The sequence below is a fragment of the Croceicoccus estronivorus genome (assembly GCF_001625325.1).
Classification (GTDB): domain Bacteria; phylum Pseudomonadota; class Alphaproteobacteria; order Sphingomonadales; family Sphingomonadaceae; genus Caenibius; species Caenibius estronivorus.
Genome location: NZ_JRQQ01000005.1, coordinates 226,175 through 242,109, shown reverse-complemented (window position 1 = coordinate 242,109; position 15,935 = coordinate 226,175). Strand labels below are relative to the sequence as shown.

The 15,935-nt window shown below is 58.6% G+C and carries 21 protein-coding genes; 12 read left to right on the top strand and 9 right to left on the bottom strand.

What is annotated here, in order from left to right; all coding sequences use genetic code 11:
- The first annotated feature begins 1 nt into the window (after position 1).
- Positions 2–1,591, top strand: coding sequence for an FMN-binding glutamate synthase family protein (locus MB02_RS09315; protein ID WP_067535995.1), 1,590 nt, complete (start codon positions 2–4; stop codon positions 1,589–1,591).
- A 49-nt stretch (positions 1,592–1,640) separates the two neighbouring features.
- On the opposite strand, the gene rho is transcribed toward MB02_RS09315, so the two are convergent.
- The 3 genes from rho to hemE form a co-directional block, all read right to left on the bottom strand.
- Positions 1,641–2,906, bottom strand: coding sequence for a transcription termination factor Rho (gene rho, locus MB02_RS09310; protein WP_067535993.1), 1,266 nt, complete (start codon positions 2,904–2,906; stop codon positions 1,641–1,643).
- Positions 2,907–3,110: 204 nt separating this feature from the next.
- Complete coding sequence (locus MB02_RS09305; protein WP_407919335.1) at positions 3,111–3,536, bottom strand: CopD family protein; 426 nt, start codon at positions 3,534–3,536, stop codon at positions 3,111–3,113.
- Between the two features lie 49 nt (positions 3,537–3,585).
- Positions 3,586–4,611 carry a uroporphyrinogen decarboxylase gene (hemE, locus tag MB02_RS09300; protein ID WP_067535984.1) on the bottom strand — a complete coding sequence of 342 codons (1,026 nt, stop codon included), beginning with the start codon at positions 4,609–4,611 and terminating at the stop codon, positions 3,586–3,588.
- A 314-nt stretch (positions 4,612–4,925) separates the two neighbouring features.
- Here hemE and MB02_RS09295 point away from each other — a divergent pair, with 314 nt between their 5' ends.
- From MB02_RS09295 to MB02_RS09250, 10 genes are all read left to right on the top strand, one after another.
- Positions 4,926–5,771, top strand: coding sequence for a pyruvate, water dikinase regulatory protein (locus MB02_RS09295; RefSeq protein ID WP_067535981.1), 846 nt, complete (start codon positions 4,926–4,928; stop codon positions 5,769–5,771).
- Positions 5,768–6,352 carry a Maf family protein gene (locus MB02_RS09290; RefSeq protein ID WP_067535979.1) on the top strand — a complete coding sequence of 195 codons (585 nt, stop codon included), beginning with the start codon at positions 5,768–5,770 and terminating at the stop codon, positions 6,350–6,352. Before MB02_RS09295 ends, MB02_RS09290 begins: the two co-directional genes overlap by 4 nt.
- Entirely contained in the window at positions 6,349–7,203 is an 855-nt protein-coding gene (gene aroE / locus MB02_RS09285) for a shikimate dehydrogenase (RefSeq protein ID WP_067535975.1), read from the top strand. Before MB02_RS09290 ends, aroE begins: the two co-directional genes overlap by 4 nt.
- Positions 7,200–7,799 (top strand): dephospho-CoA kinase, encoded by a 600-nt coding sequence (gene coaE, locus MB02_RS09280; RefSeq protein ID WP_067535973.1) that lies wholly within the window; start codon positions 7,200–7,202, stop codon positions 7,797–7,799. The genes aroE and coaE overlap by 4 nt, the downstream gene beginning before the upstream one ends.
- A gap of 39 nt (positions 7,800–7,838) precedes the next feature.
- Positions 7,839–8,525, top strand: coding sequence for a DNA polymerase III subunit epsilon (gene dnaQ, locus MB02_RS09275; protein WP_067535971.1), 687 nt, complete (start codon positions 7,839–7,841; stop codon positions 8,523–8,525).
- A 39-nt stretch (positions 8,526–8,564) separates the two neighbouring features.
- Entirely contained in the window at positions 8,565–9,131 is a 567-nt protein-coding gene (gene hpf, locus MB02_RS09270) for a ribosome hibernation-promoting factor, HPF/YfiA family (protein ID WP_067535969.1), read from the top strand.
- 130 nt (positions 9,132–9,261) lie between these two features.
- Complete coding sequence (locus MB02_RS09265; RefSeq protein ID WP_067536421.1) at positions 9,262–9,723, top strand: PTS sugar transporter subunit IIA; 462 nt, start codon at positions 9,262–9,264, stop codon at positions 9,721–9,723.
- A complete protein-coding gene (locus tag MB02_RS09260) occupies positions 9,713–10,174 on the top strand; it encodes a PaaI family thioesterase (protein WP_067535966.1) in 462 nt (153 codons plus the stop codon). The genes MB02_RS09265 and MB02_RS09260 overlap by 11 nt, the downstream gene beginning before the upstream one ends.
- Positions 10,175–10,183: 9 nt before the next feature.
- Positions 10,184–10,525, top strand: a complete 342-nt coding sequence (locus MB02_RS09255; RefSeq protein WP_067535963.1) for a DUF1491 family protein — start codon at positions 10,184–10,186, stop codon at positions 10,523–10,525.
- A gap of 192 nt (positions 10,526–10,717) precedes the next feature.
- Positions 10,718–11,401, top strand: coding sequence for a cell wall hydrolase (locus tag MB02_RS09250; RefSeq protein WP_067535961.1), 684 nt, complete (start codon positions 10,718–10,720; stop codon positions 11,399–11,401).
- 106 nt (positions 11,402–11,507) lie between these two features.
- On the opposite strand, the gene xth is transcribed toward MB02_RS09250, so the two are convergent.
- The 3 genes from xth to MB02_RS09235 are packed head-to-tail and all read right to left on the bottom strand — an operon-like array spanning position 11,508 to position 13,135.
- A complete protein-coding gene (xth, locus tag MB02_RS09245; RefSeq protein WP_082826082.1) occupies positions 11,508–12,281 on the bottom strand; it encodes an exodeoxyribonuclease III in 774 nt (257 codons plus the stop codon).
- Positions 12,282–12,289: 8 nt separating this feature from the next.
- Positions 12,290–12,652: an iron-sulfur cluster insertion protein ErpA gene (erpA, locus tag MB02_RS09240; protein ID WP_235829469.1), complete on the bottom strand. Its 363-nt coding sequence runs from the start codon at positions 12,650–12,652 to the stop codon at positions 12,290–12,292.
- A 54-nt stretch (positions 12,653–12,706) separates the two neighbouring features.
- Positions 12,707–13,135 (bottom strand): CBS domain-containing protein, encoded by a 429-nt coding sequence (locus MB02_RS09235; RefSeq protein WP_067535944.1) that lies wholly within the window; start codon positions 13,133–13,135, stop codon positions 12,707–12,709.
- A 126-nt stretch (positions 13,136–13,261) separates the two neighbouring features.
- On the opposite strand from MB02_RS09235, the gene MB02_RS09230 reads away from it, so the two are divergent.
- Entirely contained in the window at positions 13,262–13,570 is a 309-nt protein-coding gene (locus MB02_RS09230; protein ID WP_067535941.1) for a hypothetical protein, read from the top strand.
- Here MB02_RS09230 and MB02_RS17975 read toward each other — a convergent pair.
- From MB02_RS17975 to MB02_RS09220, 3 genes are read right to left on the bottom strand one after another with little or no spacing between them, the layout of a single operon-like run.
- The gene (locus tag MB02_RS17975; protein WP_082826081.1) at positions 13,567–13,947 is read right to left on the bottom strand and encodes a (2Fe-2S) ferredoxin domain-containing protein; all 381 of its coding nucleotides are present in this window, start codon (positions 13,945–13,947) and stop codon (positions 13,567–13,569) included. The genes MB02_RS09230 and MB02_RS17975 overlap by 4 nt on opposite strands.
- Before the next feature lie 50 nt (positions 13,948–13,997).
- A complete protein-coding gene (locus MB02_RS09225; protein WP_067535938.1) occupies positions 13,998–14,465 on the bottom strand; it encodes a DUF2497 domain-containing protein in 468 nt (155 codons plus the stop codon).
- Between the two features lie 17 nt (positions 14,466–14,482).
- Entirely contained in the window at positions 14,483–15,934 is a 1,452-nt protein-coding gene (locus MB02_RS09220; protein WP_067535935.1) for a TolC family outer membrane protein, read from the bottom strand.
- Position 15,935: the final 1 nt, after the last annotated feature.

Here is a 15,935-nt window from a genome sequence, read left to right as displayed (position 1 = left end):
CATGCTTCCCCTGCCATCCCGATATGCCGTCCCCCTTGCACTGGCCGCGGCCACGATCGCCTGTGCTGTATTTCCGGTCCTTCACTGGGGCTTGTGGATTACCCTCCCGCTGCTGCTGATTGCGTTGTGGGACGTCGTGCAACACCGCCACACATTGAGGCGCAACTATCCACTTATCGCCAGGGCCCGTTGGCTATCGGAAGATCTGCGTCCTTTTGTGCGCAGCTACTTCGTTGAGTCCGATCTCGAAGGCAGACCATACAACCACGACGAACGCGCCCTGATCTACGCCCGCGCAAAGAACCAGCTCGACGCTCATCCCATGGGCACAGAGCTGGACGTCTATTCCGATGAATATCGCTGGCTAGGTCATTCCATCGTGCCGAATGCCGACGTCCCCGAGCATTGGCGCCTCACGATTGGCGGTCCTGATTGCAACAAGCCCTATTCCTCGGCTCTGCTCAACATTTCGGCCATGAGCTTTGGCTCCCTTTCGGCCCGCGCAATTGCCGCGCTGAATAAAGGCGCCAAACTCGGGGACTTTGCCCACGACACTGGTGAGGGCTCAATCAGCAGGTATCACCGCATTCATGGCGGCGACCTGATCTGGGAGCTGGGTAGCGGCTATTTCGGATGCCGCGATGCCAATGGCCGGTTCGATCCCGGTCGCTTTGCGGAACAGGCACAAAGCGATCAGGTGAAGATGGTCGAAATCAAGCTGAGTCAGGGTGCCAAGCCCGGCCACGGCGGAATGCTGCCGGGCGCAAAGGTCACTCCTGAAATCGCCGAGGCCCGGGGCGTGCCGATCGGCAGGGATGTTATCTCTCCCGCAGCGCATCCCGAATTTTCTACACCAATACAACTCCTTGAATTCATTTCTAAATTACGGGATCTTTCGGGAGGAAAGCCTGTCGGGGTAAAGCTCTGCGTAGGGCAGCCCCATGAAGTCCTTGCTTTTACAAAGGCCATTCTTGCCACTGGCATTGCTCCGGATTTCATCGTCGTTGATGGTGCTGAGGGCGGCACCGGGGCGGCACCTCTCGAATTGACCAACAGTGTCGGCATGCCCCTGCGCGAAGGACTGATCTGGGTCCGTAATGCCCTGGTTGGCACGGGCCTGAAAGACCGCATCAAAATCGGCGCGTCAGGCAAAGTTCATTCCGGTGCCGGGATGGCCGAAATGTTCGGTCTCGGCGCCGATTGGTGCAACGCTGCCCGGGCATTCATGTTTGCTCTTGGCTGTGTGCAGTCCATGCAATGCCATACGGACAGATGTCCCACCGGTGTCGCGACACAAGTACCATGGCGCCAGCAGGGCCTGGTCGTGGAAGACAAGGCGCAACGTGTGGCCAGCTTCCAAAATCACACCATTCACGCCCTACGCGAAATCGTCATTGCCATGGGCCTCGAAAATCCCTGGCAAATCACACCAATGGACATGCGCGAGCGGTTGAATTCCGCCAGGGCAGATCCTGTCGACAGGATCTATCCATTCATTGCCAATCGTGCGCTTCTGGAAGGTCCGGAAGGCACCCCCCTCGCCCGCCAATGGGCAGCAGCCAGCGCAAATACGTTCCGCAGAGTCGGTTGAGCGGGATTGCCTCTTTTACGCACCGGGCTTCGACCCGGTGCGTCCATCCCTACTGATTCATCGTGGCGAAGAAATCCTCGTTCGTCTTGGAATCCTTCATCTTGTCGAGCAGGAATTCCATTGAATCGATCGTGCCCATCTGCATCAGAATACGGCGCAGTACCCACATCTTGGAGAGTTGTTCCTTCGGAACCAGAAGCTCTTCCTTGCGGGTGCCGGACTTGCCCACATCGAGTGCCGGGAAAATGCGCTTGTCTGCCACCTTGCGGTCGAGCACGATTTCCGAGTTACCGGTCCCCTTGAACTCTTCGAAGATGACTTCGTCCATGCGGCTGCCAGTATCGATCAGCGCCGTCGCAATGATCGAAAGCGAGCCGCCTTCCTCGATATTCCGGGCTGCGCCGAAGAAGCGTTTTGGCCGTTGCAAGGCATTGGCATCCACACCGCCTGTCAGAACCTTGCCCGAGCTCGGTACGACAGTGTTGTAGGCTCGCCCAAGACGCGTAATCGAGTCGAGAAGGATCACGACGTCCTTCTTGTGTTCAACCAGACGTTTTGCCTTTTCTATAACCATTTCAGCAACTTGTACGTGCCGAGAGGCCGGCTCGTCGAACGTGGAGGAAATCACCTCCCCCTTCACGCTACGTTGCATGTCCGTGACTTCTTCCGGGCGTTCATCCACCAGCAGGACCAGCAGGAAAACTTCCGGATGGTTATCCGTGATGGCCTTGGCGATGTTCTGCAGAAGTACAGTCTTACCCGTACGCGGCGGCGCAACGATCAACGCGCGTTGCCCCTTGCCCTGCGGAGCGATGATATCGATCACGCGGGCCGATTTGTCCTTCACGGTCGGATCCACCGTATCCAGAACCAGCTTCTCGTCCGGATAGAGGGGCGTCAGGTTATCAAAATTGGTCCGGTGGCGGACCATGTCCGGATCGTCGTAATTGACGCTGGTGAGCTTCGTGAGGGCAAAATAGCGCTCCCCATCCTTGGGGGCACGAATTTCCCCTTCGACCGTATCACCGGTACGCAGGCCCCATTTGCGAACCTGGTTCGGAGAGACGTAGATATCGTCCGGCCCGGCAAGGTAGTTTGCTTCGGGGCTGCGAAGAAAGCCGAAACCATCGGAAAGCACTTCGATCGTGCCCACGCCCATGATTTCCTGCTCGTATTCCTCATCCTCCGCAAGTTCGCGAAGAATACAGAACATCAAATCCTGCCGGCGCATGGTCGACGCGCCTTCGACACCGAGTTCCTCGGCCATTCCGACGAGTTCAGCCGGAGTTTTCTTCTTAAGTTCTTTCAAATGCATGGTTCGGGATTCCGAATGGTATGAAATGGCCGGCCGGTCTGTCGGGCTTGGGGAAAGCGGACCGTGTTGCGCATTATGCCGCAACCACGCCGGTTGGTGGCGTTGAAATAAGCCTCCACCACACGCCCGTCAATCGCCAAATAAAGCCGGCCGAAATGAATCCCTGCAAACCGCTTGCGAAGGAAGTGACCATACCCCGACCGGTCAGAAAGGCCGAACCACCACCAGAACGACCACCAACGCGGCAACGATTCCCGGAATTTCATTCAGCATCCGCAACTGGCGCCCGGTCAGTTTGCGTTCCCCCTTTGCCAGTGCCGAACCGTAGCCAGCGAGCCAGACATGATAGGCTGAAAGGGCCAGCACCAGCGCAAGTTTGGCATGAAACCATCCCTGGCTGAATGCCCCGGTGTGGATGGCCAGTGCCAGCCCGAGAATCCAGACCACTGCCAGCGAAGGCCAGAGAATGATCTTGAGCAGCTTGCGCTCACGCTCGATCCAGATGCCATTCTCCGGCGATTCCGGATCACATTCCTGATGATAAACGTAATACCGCGGAAGCATGAACAAGCCCGCCATCCAGAAAATCACAAAAATGATATGTCCGGCCTTGAGCCAAGCGTAGGTCATGAAAAGCACGTCCTGCATATGAACAATTTAGGTCAGCACAAGCCGATCGTCATCCCCTCCACTCACGAACAGTAGCAAGCAGACGTTCGACATGTTCGATCGGCGTATGCTGGCCGATTCCGTGGCCGAGGTTGAAGATATGAGGCCGGTCGGAAAATGCCTCCAACAAGGCGACGGCCCGGGATTCCAGCATGGAGCTCCCGGCCTCCAGTAACAGCGGGTCGAAATTTCCCTGCACCGGCAAACCTTTCGGAAGGGCACCGCCAGCCCATTTCGGGTCTATCGTTTCATCGATTCCCACCGCATCGACCTCGGTCTCCCTGGCATAGCCTGGCAGCTTTTCGCCTGCTCCCTTGGGAAAGCCGATTACCGGAACGCCAGGGTGCCGTGCGTGCAACCGGGAAACGATGGCTGCATTCGGAGCAATCACCCATCGTTCGAACTCTGCCGGAGCGAGACTGCCAGCCCAGCTGTCGAACAGCTGCACCGCTTCCGCACCGGCCTCGATCTGACCAAAGAGATATTCCACTGTCACATCCACAATGGCGTCAATGATCGATTGGAAGACCTTCGGATCGCGATAGGCAAGCGCCCGCGTAGCATGCTGATCGCGGCTGCCTTCTCCTGCGACCATGTATGTTGCCACAGTCCAGGGGCTGCCCGCAAACCCCAGCAAAGTCGTATCGGGGCCCAGCTGCGCCTTAACCAGCGCAACGGTATCGTAGATGGGATTCAGGCGTTCAGGGACCTTTGTCAGGCTTTCCAGCCCATGGTCGACGAGCGTGGGAGAGAGTTTCGGCCCCTCCCCCGCCAGGAAACGCAAGTCCTGCCCCATTGCATAGGGTACGATAAGGATGTCGGAAAACAGGATCGCGCCGTCAAATCCGAAACGCCGGATCGGCTGCATGGTGATTTCCGCCGCTGCCTCGCAATCATACACCAGCTCAAGAAAACCGCCCTTTTCGGCACGCAGGGCGCGATATTCCGGCAAATATCGGCCTGCTTGGCGCATGAGCCATACTGGCCGGGGAAAAACGGTTTTTCCCCGCAGGGTGTCGAGCAAGGGGCCGGGCATCGCGAAAATCCAATCAACAATAAGTATATTTATAAAAGGATGTTGGAAGCTGTTGTGCTGTGGATAGCGGGGACACCGGCGCCTTGCCCGATTTCTCCCACGCTGAACAGAGGGTGCGTCACCGCGACTCTTGCTCGTCTCCGGTCAATGAAAAGCTATCCACACTGTCCCCAGCCTGTCGATAACCTGATCCCCATGTCCACAAGTGTCAGATCGAAACATTGGAATCGGGCATGGAATCGCTTCCCGAACTTGTCCACCATCCTATCCCGTGATTTATGCAGGAGATTGTCCACAGGCCACGGGAGCTATCCATGAAACGGCTGCACCTTCACCTCCTGTCGGACTCAACCGGCGAAACTCTCGAAATGATGGCCAAGGCTGCCCTGGCCCAATTCGATGATGCGGATATCGTGCGGCATTTCTGGCCGATGGTGCGTTCTCAGCAACATCTGGAACGGATCATGGGTGAAATTGCCGCTCATCCCGGGCTGGTGATCTTTACTCTCGTCAATCCCGAGATTCGTCATCTTCTGGTCGAACGGTGCAGCGTGCTTGGGTTGCCTGCGGTATCCGCGCTGGATGCCGTTATCGTTGCGTTGCAGGACCAGCTTGGCCAGGAAGCGAAAGGCAGGCCCGGCCGCCAGCATCTGATGGACGATGCCTATTTCGAGCGTGTGGGGGCCATCCATTACACCATCGCGCATGATGACGGTATCGGCTGGGAAGACTGGGAAGATGCCGATATCGTTCTGGCGGGTGTGTCCCGCACGTCCAAGACTCCGACTTCGATCTATCTTGCCAATCGCGGTTACAAGGTTGCCAACATTCCGCTTGTGCTCGAAAGCCCCCCACCTCCGGCGTTGTTCAGTCTTCGCCGGCCACTGATCGTAGGTCTGGTCACCGCACCCGAACGACTTGTCCAGATTCGGCGGAATCGTTTGCTCACACTAAATGAAGCGACCGAGACGGATTATGTCGACCGGGAAGCTGTCCAAAGAGAATTGAAATTCGCGCGCCGCATGTTTGCCGACAATGGCTGGCCGGTGATTGACGTATCGCGTCGTTCCATCGAGGAGACCGCAGCGGCAATCCTGCGGCTATATAATGAACGTGATGCGGATCCCGCTGCTCGGGAACCAGGGCCCAAACCAATATGATCGTACTCGCTTCGAAAAGTCTTTCCCGCCGCGCGATGTTGGATGCCGCGCGAATACCATATACCTCCGTCCCTGCCGATTTGGATGAGCGTGCATTGGAAACGGAATTGGCCGGGCACTCGCCATCCGATATCGCCCTTGCCCTCGCCAGGGCGAAGGCAGTCGCCGTTTCCCGGAACATGCCCGGCGATCTGGTTCTCGGGAGTGATTCTCTCGTGGTGGTGGACGGTCAGCGGTTCGATAAACCAGCCGGGCGAGAGGATGCGGCCCGGCACTTGCGATCCTTTTCGGGCCGGACCATGCATTTGCACAGTGCCGCAGCGCTTGCCCGGGATGGGCGCATCGTGTGGTCGCACTCCGACCTGTCTGCGTTGAAAGTCCGCGAACTGTCGGATGATTTCATTGCATGGTATCTGGAGCAGGAGTGGCCGGAAGTCGCAGGGTGTGTCGGTGTGTTCCGGATTGAGGCTCTGGGCCCTCACTTGTTCGAAACGATCACGGGCGATCAGTTCACCGTGCTCGGGATGCCGCTTCTTGCCGTACTTGGAGCACTCCGTGAACAGGGAGTATTACCGGCATGAGCATATATGCGGAAGTGATTGGTGATCCCATTGCTCAGTCGAAGTCCCCGGCCATTCACGGTTACTGGATTGGCGAGCTGGGACTGGATGCGGAGTATCGCGCCACGCTTGTCTCCGGAGATGATCTGGCAACTTATATCGCGAGCCGCAGAGCCGATACCGCATGGCGCGGGTGTAATGTCACCATGCCGCACAAGCAGGCGGTAATTCCCCTACTCGATGCGCTCGATCCGCTGGCCGCGCGGATCGGTGCGGTCAACACGATCGTGCCGGAACAGGGCCGACTGATTGGCTATAATACGGATGCAGGCGGATTTCTTGAACCTCTGAGGCCGATGTTGGCGCATGATCACCTGTTTCGAATGGCGCGGGTACTGGGAACCGGAGGCGCAGCGCGGGCAATCATTGCCGCATTGGCTGCCGAACATGTCATGATCGTGCTCGCGGGCCGCAATCCGAACAAGGCCAAGGCTTTGCTCGACGAGCTTGACCCGGGGGGAGAACATCATGTCGCCCCGCTCGATCATTTTGCGGAGCCGACCGATTTTGCTTTTGATGATCGCGTGGGATGCTTCGATCTGGTGGTCAATGCCAGCCCGCTCGGGATGGCAGGACAACCGCCGTTGGTTTTTGATCTCAGTCACGTGCCACCGGGCAGCGTGATCTACGATATTGTTACTCATCCGCTCGATACGCCGCTGCTGCAGGCCGCGCGAAAGGCGGGTTTCCAGACGATCGATGGACTCGCAATGCTGATTGGCCAGGCGGCGGAAGCGTTTGCTAAGTTCTTCGGCGCGGCCCCGCCGCGTGGCGATGGCGATGCAGAGTTGCGCAGGCGGCTGACAGCATGAGCAAACCTTTTATTCTGGGCCTCACCGGCTCGATCGGCATGGGAAAGTCGACAGTCGCCGAAATGTTTCGCGAAGCAGGCGTTCCGGTCTTCGATGCCGATGCGGAAGTCCACAAGTTGCAGGGGCCGTCCGGTGCGCTACTGCCCCAGATTGAAGCGGCCTTTCCCGGGACGACCGGGCCCGACGGCGTCGACCGGCAAGCTCTTGGGGCCTTGGTTTTCGGCGATGCCGCCGCGCTTGCCCGGCTTGAGGCAATCGTTCATCCGGCAGTGGGCAAGATTCGTGATCTCTTCCTGCTGGAACACGCAGGCATGCCATTGGTCGTATTCGATGTCCCGCTGTTGTTCGAAAAGGGTGGATGGGATCGGGTCGACGCAATCGCGGTCGTGTCCGCTCCTGCGGAGAAGCAGCGGGAACGCGTGCTCGCTCGGCCGGGAATGACCGCCGAAAAGTTCGCCCATGTGCTGGAATTGCAAGTACCCGATGCGGAGAAGCGCGAGCGGGCGGATTACGTCATCGATACCGGGGCATCGTTGGCAGCGACACGCGCGGAAGTGAACGCGGTTATCGAAAGCTTGCGCCTGCGCGCTATTTGACTTGCCACTGGCCCTCGGCAGGTGGATAGTGAGGCAACGATGCGAGAGATCATCTTTGATACTGAAACCACCGGCTTCGATCCGAAGAAGGGGGACCGCATGGTGGAAATCGGCTGTATCGAAATGGTCAACCGGGTGCTTACCGGTCGTACTTTTCACGCCTACTTCAATCCCGACCGCTCGATGCCGGCAGAAGCCGAAGCAGTACACGGCCTGTCCGATACTTTCCTGTCAGACAAACCGCGGTTTCACGAACGTGCGGAGGAATTGCTGGAATTTCTCGCGGATTCGCCGCTTGTCGCGCACAATGCGGGCTTTGACTTCGGCTTCTTGAATGCCGAACTCGACATCTGTGGGCTGGAAGCGGTGTCCACCACTCGCATGATCGACACGATTGCCATTGCCAAGGTTCGCCATCCCGGAGCGAAGCTTTCGCTGGATGCATTGTGTACGCGTTACGGCGTCGATCGCAGTCACCGGACCAAGCACGGCGCGCTGCTGGACGCCGAGCTGCTCGCCCAGGTCTATGTCGAATTGACCGGTGGACGGCAAATCGGCCTTGAGCTGGCCGGTGCGGATGAAAGCGCGATTGCCGATGCTGCGGCAACTGTCGTTGTGCGCGAACGTGTCTTTCGCCCGGCTCGGCCCCATATGGCCAGTGCCGAGGAACTTGAGCGGCATGTCCGCTTTTTGGAATCGATCAAATCCCCGCTCTGGTCCTCCTGATATGCAGGATCAGGCGATTTAGAAGGAGAAGGCTGTCTTATGGATATTCGCGTGTCAGGCCACCAGATGGATACCGGTGCGGCTCTGCAGGAACATGTTTCCGACCGCTTGAACGGCATTATCGAGAAATATTTCGGTCGCGCGCTTTCCTCCAACGTCACGTTCGGCAAAGCGCCGGCGGGTGCATTCAGTTGCGATATCGTGACTCATGTCATGCAGGGCCTGATCCTCAAGGGCCATGCCGAAGCGCACGATGCCCATCACGCTCTCGATCAGGCGGCGGAGAAGATCGACAAGCAGTTGCGGCGATACAAGCGCAGGCTGAAGGATCGACATGAGCAGGCAACATATGCCGCCAGGGAAGAAGATGCTGCATATACGATCTTCGCCACCGTCGCGGAGGAAGATGAGGAGATCACTTCGGATGCCCCCCCGGTGATTGCGGAAACGCGAGTCGATGTTCCTGAAACGACTGTCTCGGACGCCGTGATGTTGCTCGATCTGCGCAACACCAATGCACTTTTCTTCAAAAATGCTGGCACCGGGCGGCATAATATGGTCTATCGCCGGGGTGATGGGTCGATCGGCTGGGTCGAACCGTCCTGATCCGGGTCTAGCGCAAGTCTGCACCGCCCGGCTTTCCAGTGCCTGAAGAGTGAGAGGCCGGGCGGAATTTTCCGCACTACTTGCAGCTTACCCGCGTTCACGCGGGCCGTTTCACAAAGCCGATGCAATGATGAACACGCTTTATTCACTCCATCCCGATGCTGTCGCGACGATTGATGCGGGCAGCAAACAAGCAATCCTTGAGGCTCTGGCTGAACGATTTGCGCAAGTTTACGATCTCGATGGCGTCGAAATCCTCGAACGGATCGAAGAGCGGGAGAAACTTGGCAGCACAGGCTTCGGTCGTGGTGTCGCCATCCCCCATGCGCGTATCCCGGGGTTGAGGCGCCCGGTCACGGCATTCCTGCGGCTTGAACATTCCGTGGATTTTGCCGCAGCGGACGGAATGCCTGTCGATCTTGTCTTTGGCCTGCTTTCTCCTGAAAACGCAGGGGCCAGTCATCTTCAGGCCCTGGCCGCGATTTCGCGCATGGTGCGTGAAGAAGCGATTCATGCCGCGCTCGCGGAAGCGACCGATGCCGAAGCCCTCTATGCCCTGCTGACCAATGTTACAGACCGGGATGCCGCCTGAGGAGGGGCCAGGGGGGGCCGCGCTGCACTGGCGGGCGCTGGAAGCGCTGTACGCCTCAGCGCCGGTCAATCGCTTGTTCAATTCCCACCTGACGATTATCGGCGAGGGAAGATCCCGCATCGACTTTATCGTTGAGGAGCGACATCACCATGCGGCAGGTGCAGCCCATGGCACGATCTATTTCAAGATGCTGGATGATGCGGCCTTCTACGCTGCGAATACCTTGATCAGCGATCGCTTCCTTTTGACGACATCCTTTAACCTCCATTTCACGCGTCCGGTGAAATCGGGCAAGATTACCGCCGAGGGTCGCTGGGTCAGCGGCCGCCGGCGAGTGCTGGTGGCCGAAGCCAACCTGATCGATGAAGAGGGAGAGGAGATCGGGCGCGGTACCGGTACCTTCATGCGCTCCCATATCCCGCTGTCCAGTCTTCCCGGTTATCGACCCTAGGCAATGTCGATGGATGCCCGGCTGCCTGCTCACCTTGAAGTAAGTGGTCTATTGCGCACTGTTGAAGCCGCAGGCGGCTTTGCGACCGTTCTCGCAAAAGGTGAACGTGATGCTGGGACAATTCTTGTCGTTTGTTGCGAAAATGGTCGTGATTCGCGTCTTTTTGAACGTATGCCCCATCCGGACGGAGATCGTCGATGGATGTTAGTGAAAGAAGAACTTGCTGAAAATAAGTTGGAATTTTCCGAATACCTTGAACGACGGCGTCGTCAGGATCCAGATACGTGGATTATCGAACTAGATATCGCGAATGGTGAACAATTTATCGGGTTTGACATAAAAAAGGATTGACTTCGCTGCACCGCAAAATAGATGGCCGCACGAATTCGTGTGCGTAGGCGGTCAATCGGGCAATCCGGTCCTTTGACTAGCACGCAGACGGGGAACGGCCGGCAGGTCTTATCCCGGACTTGATAAACGCGCTATTGCGCCAGAGTCCGCAGCCTGCGTCGGAGCGCGTTCACCGCCCATAGTGTTACATTGATGAGTCGTCAGACCCGGGTGGCCGGCAGCGTTGCCGTGGCTGCCATGCTGGCAACAGCTCTTTTCGGCGCCGAAACGTCAGGCGCCTTTGCCCAGGACCGCAGTCCGGGCCTGTTCGAAGAAATTCTGGCCGATGGACCGCTTGAGGTCGAAGGCGATGATACAGGCTCTCCACCCACAGTCTTCACTGAAGATGAAGTGGTTCAACCGGTTCCAGGCCTGATCGAAGAAACGCAGGTGGCCGAAAACGGTTCCGCTGAAGACGAGACATTCGCTTCGCTGGCGGACCTTGTCGCTGCGACCAGCGATGGGAAAGCACTGTCCAAGGACATGAATTGCCTGGCGGGTGCGATCTATTTTGAATCCAAGGGAGAGCCTTTGGAGGGCCAGCTTGCGGTTGGTCGTGTCATCGTCAATCGCGCCGCTTCTCCGCGTTTCCCGTCCAGCTATTGCGGTGTCGTGTACCAGCGCTCCCAATTTTCATTCGTGCGCGGCGGTCGTATGCCCGCAATCAACAAGGCCTCCCGGGCATGGCATCGAGCCAAGGCAATCGCACGGATCGCAGCCGAGGGTGCCTGGGATAGTCCGGCGAAGGGCGCGCTGTTTTTTCATGCGCGCTACGTGTCCCCCGGCTGGCGGCTCCAGCGGATTGCACAAGTCAACAATCACATTTTCTATCGCTGATTACAGCGCTGCACCGGTCTTGCCGCCGGTTGCCTGAAAGCCCCTCCCAACCCCCTGGGAGGGGCTTTCTTCATACGATGTGATAGGGTTCTGGCGCGATGCCTTGTCAGGCCTGCAACTCGACCCAGATCGGCGCGTGGTCGCTGGCCTTTTCGCGTCCACGATAGGTGCGATCGACACCTACTGCGAGGAGCCGGTCTGCACATTCCGGTGACAACAAAGCGTGATCGATGCGAAAACCATGGTCGCGCTGCCAGGCGCCGGCCTGATAGTCCCAGTAAGTCCACACGCCGCCCCGAGGGTTGAGCCGGTCGATCGCATCGGTCCAGCCATCGTGCAGCAATCGGGCATAGGCATCGCGTGACTCGGGCTGCATCAATGCATCATCGGCCATTGCCTTGGGCAACCAGACGTCCTTGTCTTCCGGAATGACATTGAAATCGCCCAGGACGATGGCTGGGATTTCTTCCGCCCAGATGGACGCCATGCGAGAACGTAACCGCTGCATCCAAGACAATTTGTATTCGAATTTCGGCCCGGGCTGAGGGTTCCCGTTCGGCAAATAGATGCATACGATCCTGATGCCGCCAACTTCGGCTTCCAGGTAGCGGGCTTGCTCATCCTCATCGTCACCGGGGAGACCGCGTTGAATTTCAACCGGCTCAGTCTCACGCGCGAGGATCGCAACTCCATTGAAGCTCTTCTGCCCGTGCCAGATGGACTTGTAGCCGATTGCTCCAAAGGCATCCGCCGGGAAGTTAGGATCCTGGCACTTGATTTCCTGGAAGCAGGCAACGTCGGGCCGGGTTTCCTCCAGCCATTCCGTCACGCGCGGCAGACGTGCCTTGATGCCATTGATGTTGAACGAAGCGATGCGCACGTGTGCGCTCAAATGCCGAAACTGGAACCGCAACCGCAACCTGCGGTGGCATTCGGATTCTCAACTCTGAAAGCCGCTCCACCAAGTGATTCGACGAAATCGACAGTACAGCCCGCCAGAAGATCGAAGCTGACCGGATCGACCAGAAGCTTCACACCATCGGTTTCGGCAATCGCATCCCCCTCTTCCGCCGTTTCGGCGAGATCGAACTTGTACTGAAAGCCTGAACACCCTCCGCCCTCGACTGACAGCCTGAGCAGCGCCGGTTTTGCCTGCTTCTGCGCAATAGCAGCGATCCGTGCGGCAGCGGCCGGAGTGAGAGTGAGATCGGAGAGGGACTGCGTTTCCATAGTCAGCGATGTAGGATGCATGTGCCCCTGCGGCAAGGCGCATCCATCTTTCTGTGGGCTGGAGCCTGCGAGCGCCTAGGCTGTCTGGATATATTCGCGCATCGCGTCAGCTTCAGCTTCGGCGAGTTCGACCCGGACTTTCACCAGATCGCCAATCGAGATCAAGCCGATCATCCGATCCCTTTCAACCACTGGCAAATGGCGAATGCGCCGTCTGGTCATCAGGCCCAGTGCTTCCATCACGTCCGTATCACGCTCGACTGTGATCGGTGGAGAGGTCATCACGTCGCCCACCGTCCGTTCGAGCGCGGATGCGCCTTCTCTGGCAATCGAGTAAAGGAGGTCACGTTCGGAAAAGATGCCGATCACTGCATTGCCATCCATTACCGGGAGGGCACCGATGCGATGAGTGGCCAGGAGGCGGGCGGCTTCGGCTACGCCGGTCGCGATACCGCAACTGTAGACAGCGCCGTCGCGTTGTTCGAGAATTTGGGCGATAATCACCTGTGTTCTCCCATTATTGCTGTTGTAGGCCGATCATGCCACGACCCGTGGCAATTTGCCAGCAAGCTGCTGCGAAAGCGCCACAGGACATTTGCGTTGATGGGCCCGGGGGTGCACATGGGCTCCATGATTCCCCGCTCTCCCCTCGACGATCCGGAACGTGCTGCCCACGCGTGGGCGCGTTACCGCCGGCTCATGCGCTTCATGATGGGTGTCACGGTGGGCGTGATCCTGATCGCCCTTGCCCTGCTCTACAAGGCGAACGGCTTCGTCTCGGTCCACTTCTTTATCGCGACGGCGCTGGGCATCGGATTCACAATGCTGCTTATGTCCGCGCTGATGGGGCTGGTATTTCTTTCGAGTGGCACCGGTCATGACGAAGCCATCTATGATCCGCTGGACGATGAACGCGGAGATGGGGAGGATCGGAGCTAGCTTTTCGGTTCTGCCGGATAAAGCCGAAATTCCTCTACGGGCTTATTGCCAATCAGGTGCTCCTGAATCACCCGCTCGAGGACCTCTGGCGTGCAACTGTGGTACCAAACACCATCGGGCCAAACGACGGCTATAGGGCCGGCGGCGCAGATCCTGAGACAATCCGCCTTGGTTCGGGCCACCCCGCCCTCTCGGTCGAGCTTTAACTCTTTCAGCCGCTTCTTGAGGTATTTCCATGCTGGTGCGCCAACTGAATGGGCACAGCAATCACCCTTATGCGCTTCGGCACAGAGGAAGATGTGGCGCTGTATCTGATGGCTGCCGGTTGTGGCAAATGCCTTCCGGGCTTTTTCGATTTCACGTGAAACAGAAGTCATACAGTCGACGCAGCTGATCGGCACTCACGGGAAATGCTTTTGGGCTCCATTTAGCCCTTCTTGCCAGCGATCCGCGCAATTTCCGCGGCAACCAGCTTTTCGACCATGGGCGGCAAATTCTTGTCCAGCCATTGTGCCAGCATTGGGCGCAACATTTCACGCACCAATCCTTCCAGTGACGTTTCACCGGAACGAACGATTTGTGGGGGGGCACCCGGTTCTGCCAACATGGCTAGCGCCGCCAGCGACTCGCGCATGGAGGAGCGAGCGTCCTCGGTCACGAGAGGTGATTCGCTGTCGGCCGTCTCTTCCTCTTCGTCAAGGAGGAGCTCAGCTTCGTCAGCCAGCTCAAGAATCTCTGAATCCTTGTCCGTGCGGCGCTGGTCAGAATCCCGCGCTAAACCTTCGGTTTCGCGCTTGCGCCGCAGCTGTGCGGCATCGTCGCGGTTATCCCGGGCGATCACTTTCTTGATCGATTCAAGAATCTCCTCGACCGAAGGTTCGCTTTCGTAACGCATGGAATCCCAATCTGCCCCTATTCAGAAGCGGGAATGTCGCCGTCTTGCGCAGGTGTGTCAACGGTTCGCGTGGATTGAGGGACAGGATCGGGATCGAAACTCCAGTCGAAAATCTTGCCCCGGACCCGCCGATAATTGTCCTGCGGATCATAAAGCGGACCGCCCGTATCAAGATCGAGGTCGCGTGCTTCGGCCCGGCCCATTGCAGCCAGGAGGCTGAAACCGGCGACATAGGCGTTACGCTGCGCGGTAACGAGTTGAACCCGTGCCTGCTGCAATTCCTGCTCGGCATTCAGAATGTCCAGGATGGTGCGGTTTCCGACCGTATTTTCGGCCTGCACGCCTTCCAGACTCAATTCGGCCGCGCTTACGGCGCTTCTGGTCGATTCGATGATCGCATTGGCAGCGCGCCAGCTCGAAAAAGCAGCCCGAACCTGGGCGATCACATCGCGTTCCACGGCGATCTGCTGTTCCATTGCAGCAGACGCTCCTGCCTGGGCCTGCCGCTCCAGAGCTGCGGGCCTACCCCCCTGGAAAATGGGAATCGTCGCTCGCACCCCGGCGGTGGCGGCTGTGGTCCGGTCCTGGCCGGAGGTCGTGTCGAGTATGCCGGTGCCAAGCGAGTCGGAGGCAGTGCCGGTGGTGAAAAGCTCGATCGTCGGCAAGCGGGTCGATCCGGCCACTTCGATGTCATAGCCGGCCGCCCTTGCGCGTTCCTGAGCTGCGATCAGGTCAGGATTGCTTTCCAGCGCAGCGGCAACCGCGTCTTCCGCGGTTGCGGGCAGGCCGGGGAGCGGCGGCGGCGGTGTGAGCTTGCCCGGCGCATGACCGACCAGCTGGATATAGCGTTCGCGTGCTGTGACAAGGCTGGCCTGGGCCGACCGCAGATCGCCCTGGGCCAACGCCAGCCGCGAACTGGATTGGGCGACATCAGTGCGGGTGAGGCTACCGATTTCGAACCTGTCGCTGGTCGCTTGCAGGTTGACTTCCAGCGAGTTGACCAGGTGCGTGTTGAGCCCGACCACGGCTTCGCTGAGGACTACGTCCATGTAGGCTGCCGTCACCTGACTGAAGATGGCGGATTCCGTAGCACGGAGGTCAGCCTGCCCGGCCTTGACGCGGACTTTCGCTGCTCGCACGGAATTACGCACTGCTCCGCCGGAATAGACCGGGACGGAAAGGGAGATCGAACCGCTCGCCTGACGGTCGGGATAGAGATTGCCGGGATTGCTATAGGTGTCGTCCAGCACTTCGGAATATGTAGCCTCTCCATAAACTGAAGGGAGCCCGCTGGACCGTTCGATCACGACATTTTCGTCGGTGGCGCGCTGCGCTGCGCGGGCGCCCTGAAGGGTCGGATTGGTATTGTAGGCGCTGACAAGGGCTTCCCGCAAAGTGTCGGCCTGGGCCGGACTGGCGGCGAGCACCAACAGCGCGGCCATGGCGATTCGCGAAGCTGCCGGAGTCATG

Coding starts and splice junctions, on each gene's coding strand:
- MB02_RS09295 (WP_067535981.1), top strand. CDS start 4,926: ATGAAACGGCTGCACCTTCACCTCCTGTCGGACTCAACCGGCGAAACT.
- MB02_RS09290 (WP_067535979.1), top strand. CDS start 5,768: ATGATCGTACTCGCTTCGAAAAGTCTTTCCCGCCGCGCGATGTTGGAT.
- MB02_RS09230 (WP_067535941.1), top strand. CDS start 13,262: ATGATTCCCCGCTCTCCCCTCGACGATCCGGAACGTGCTGCCCACGCG.
- MB02_RS09260 (WP_067535966.1), top strand. CDS start 9,713: ATGCCGCCTGAGGAGGGGCCAGGGGGGGCCGCGCTGCACTGGCGGGCG.
- MB02_RS09315 (WP_067535995.1), top strand. CDS start 2: ATGCTTCCCCTGCCATCCCGATATGCCGTCCCCCTTGCACTGGCCGCG.
- dnaQ (WP_067535971.1), top strand. CDS start 7,839: ATGCGAGAGATCATCTTTGATACTGAAACCACCGGCTTCGATCCGAAG.
- rho (WP_067535993.1), bottom strand. CDS start 2,906: ATGCATTTGAAAGAACTTAAGAAGAAAACTCCGGCTGAACTCGTCGGA.
- coaE (WP_067535973.1), top strand. CDS start 7,200: ATGAGCAAACCTTTTATTCTGGGCCTCACCGGCTCGATCGGCATGGGA.
- MB02_RS09220 (WP_067535935.1), bottom strand. CDS start 15,934: ATGACTCCGGCAGCTTCGCGAATCGCCATGGCCGCGCTGTTGGTGCTC.
- erpA (WP_235829469.1), bottom strand. CDS start 12,652: ATGCATCCTACATCGCTGACTATGGAAACGCAGTCCCTCTCCGATCTC.
- MB02_RS09225 (WP_067535938.1), bottom strand. CDS start 14,465: ATGCGTTACGAAAGCGAACCTTCGGTCGAGGAGATTCTTGAATCGATC.
- hpf (WP_067535969.1), top strand. CDS start 8,565: ATGGATATTCGCGTGTCAGGCCACCAGATGGATACCGGTGCGGCTCTG.
- MB02_RS09255 (WP_067535963.1), top strand. CDS start 10,184: ATGGATGCCCGGCTGCCTGCTCACCTTGAAGTAAGTGGTCTATTGCGC.
- MB02_RS17975 (WP_082826081.1), bottom strand. CDS start 13,947: ATGACTTCTGTTTCACGTGAAATCGAAAAAGCCCGGAAGGCATTTGCC.
- MB02_RS09250 (WP_067535961.1), top strand. CDS start 10,718: ATGAGTCGTCAGACCCGGGTGGCCGGCAGCGTTGCCGTGGCTGCCATG.
- hemE (WP_067535984.1), bottom strand. CDS start 4,611: ATGCCCGGCCCCTTGCTCGACACCCTGCGGGGAAAAACCGTTTTTCCC.
- MB02_RS09265 (WP_067536421.1), top strand. CDS start 9,262: ATGAACACGCTTTATTCACTCCATCCCGATGCTGTCGCGACGATTGAT.
- aroE (WP_067535975.1), top strand. CDS start 6,349: ATGAGCATATATGCGGAAGTGATTGGTGATCCCATTGCTCAGTCGAAG.
- MB02_RS09305 (WP_407919335.1), bottom strand. CDS start 3,536: ATGACCTACGCTTGGCTCAAGGCCGGACATATCATTTTTGTGATTTTC.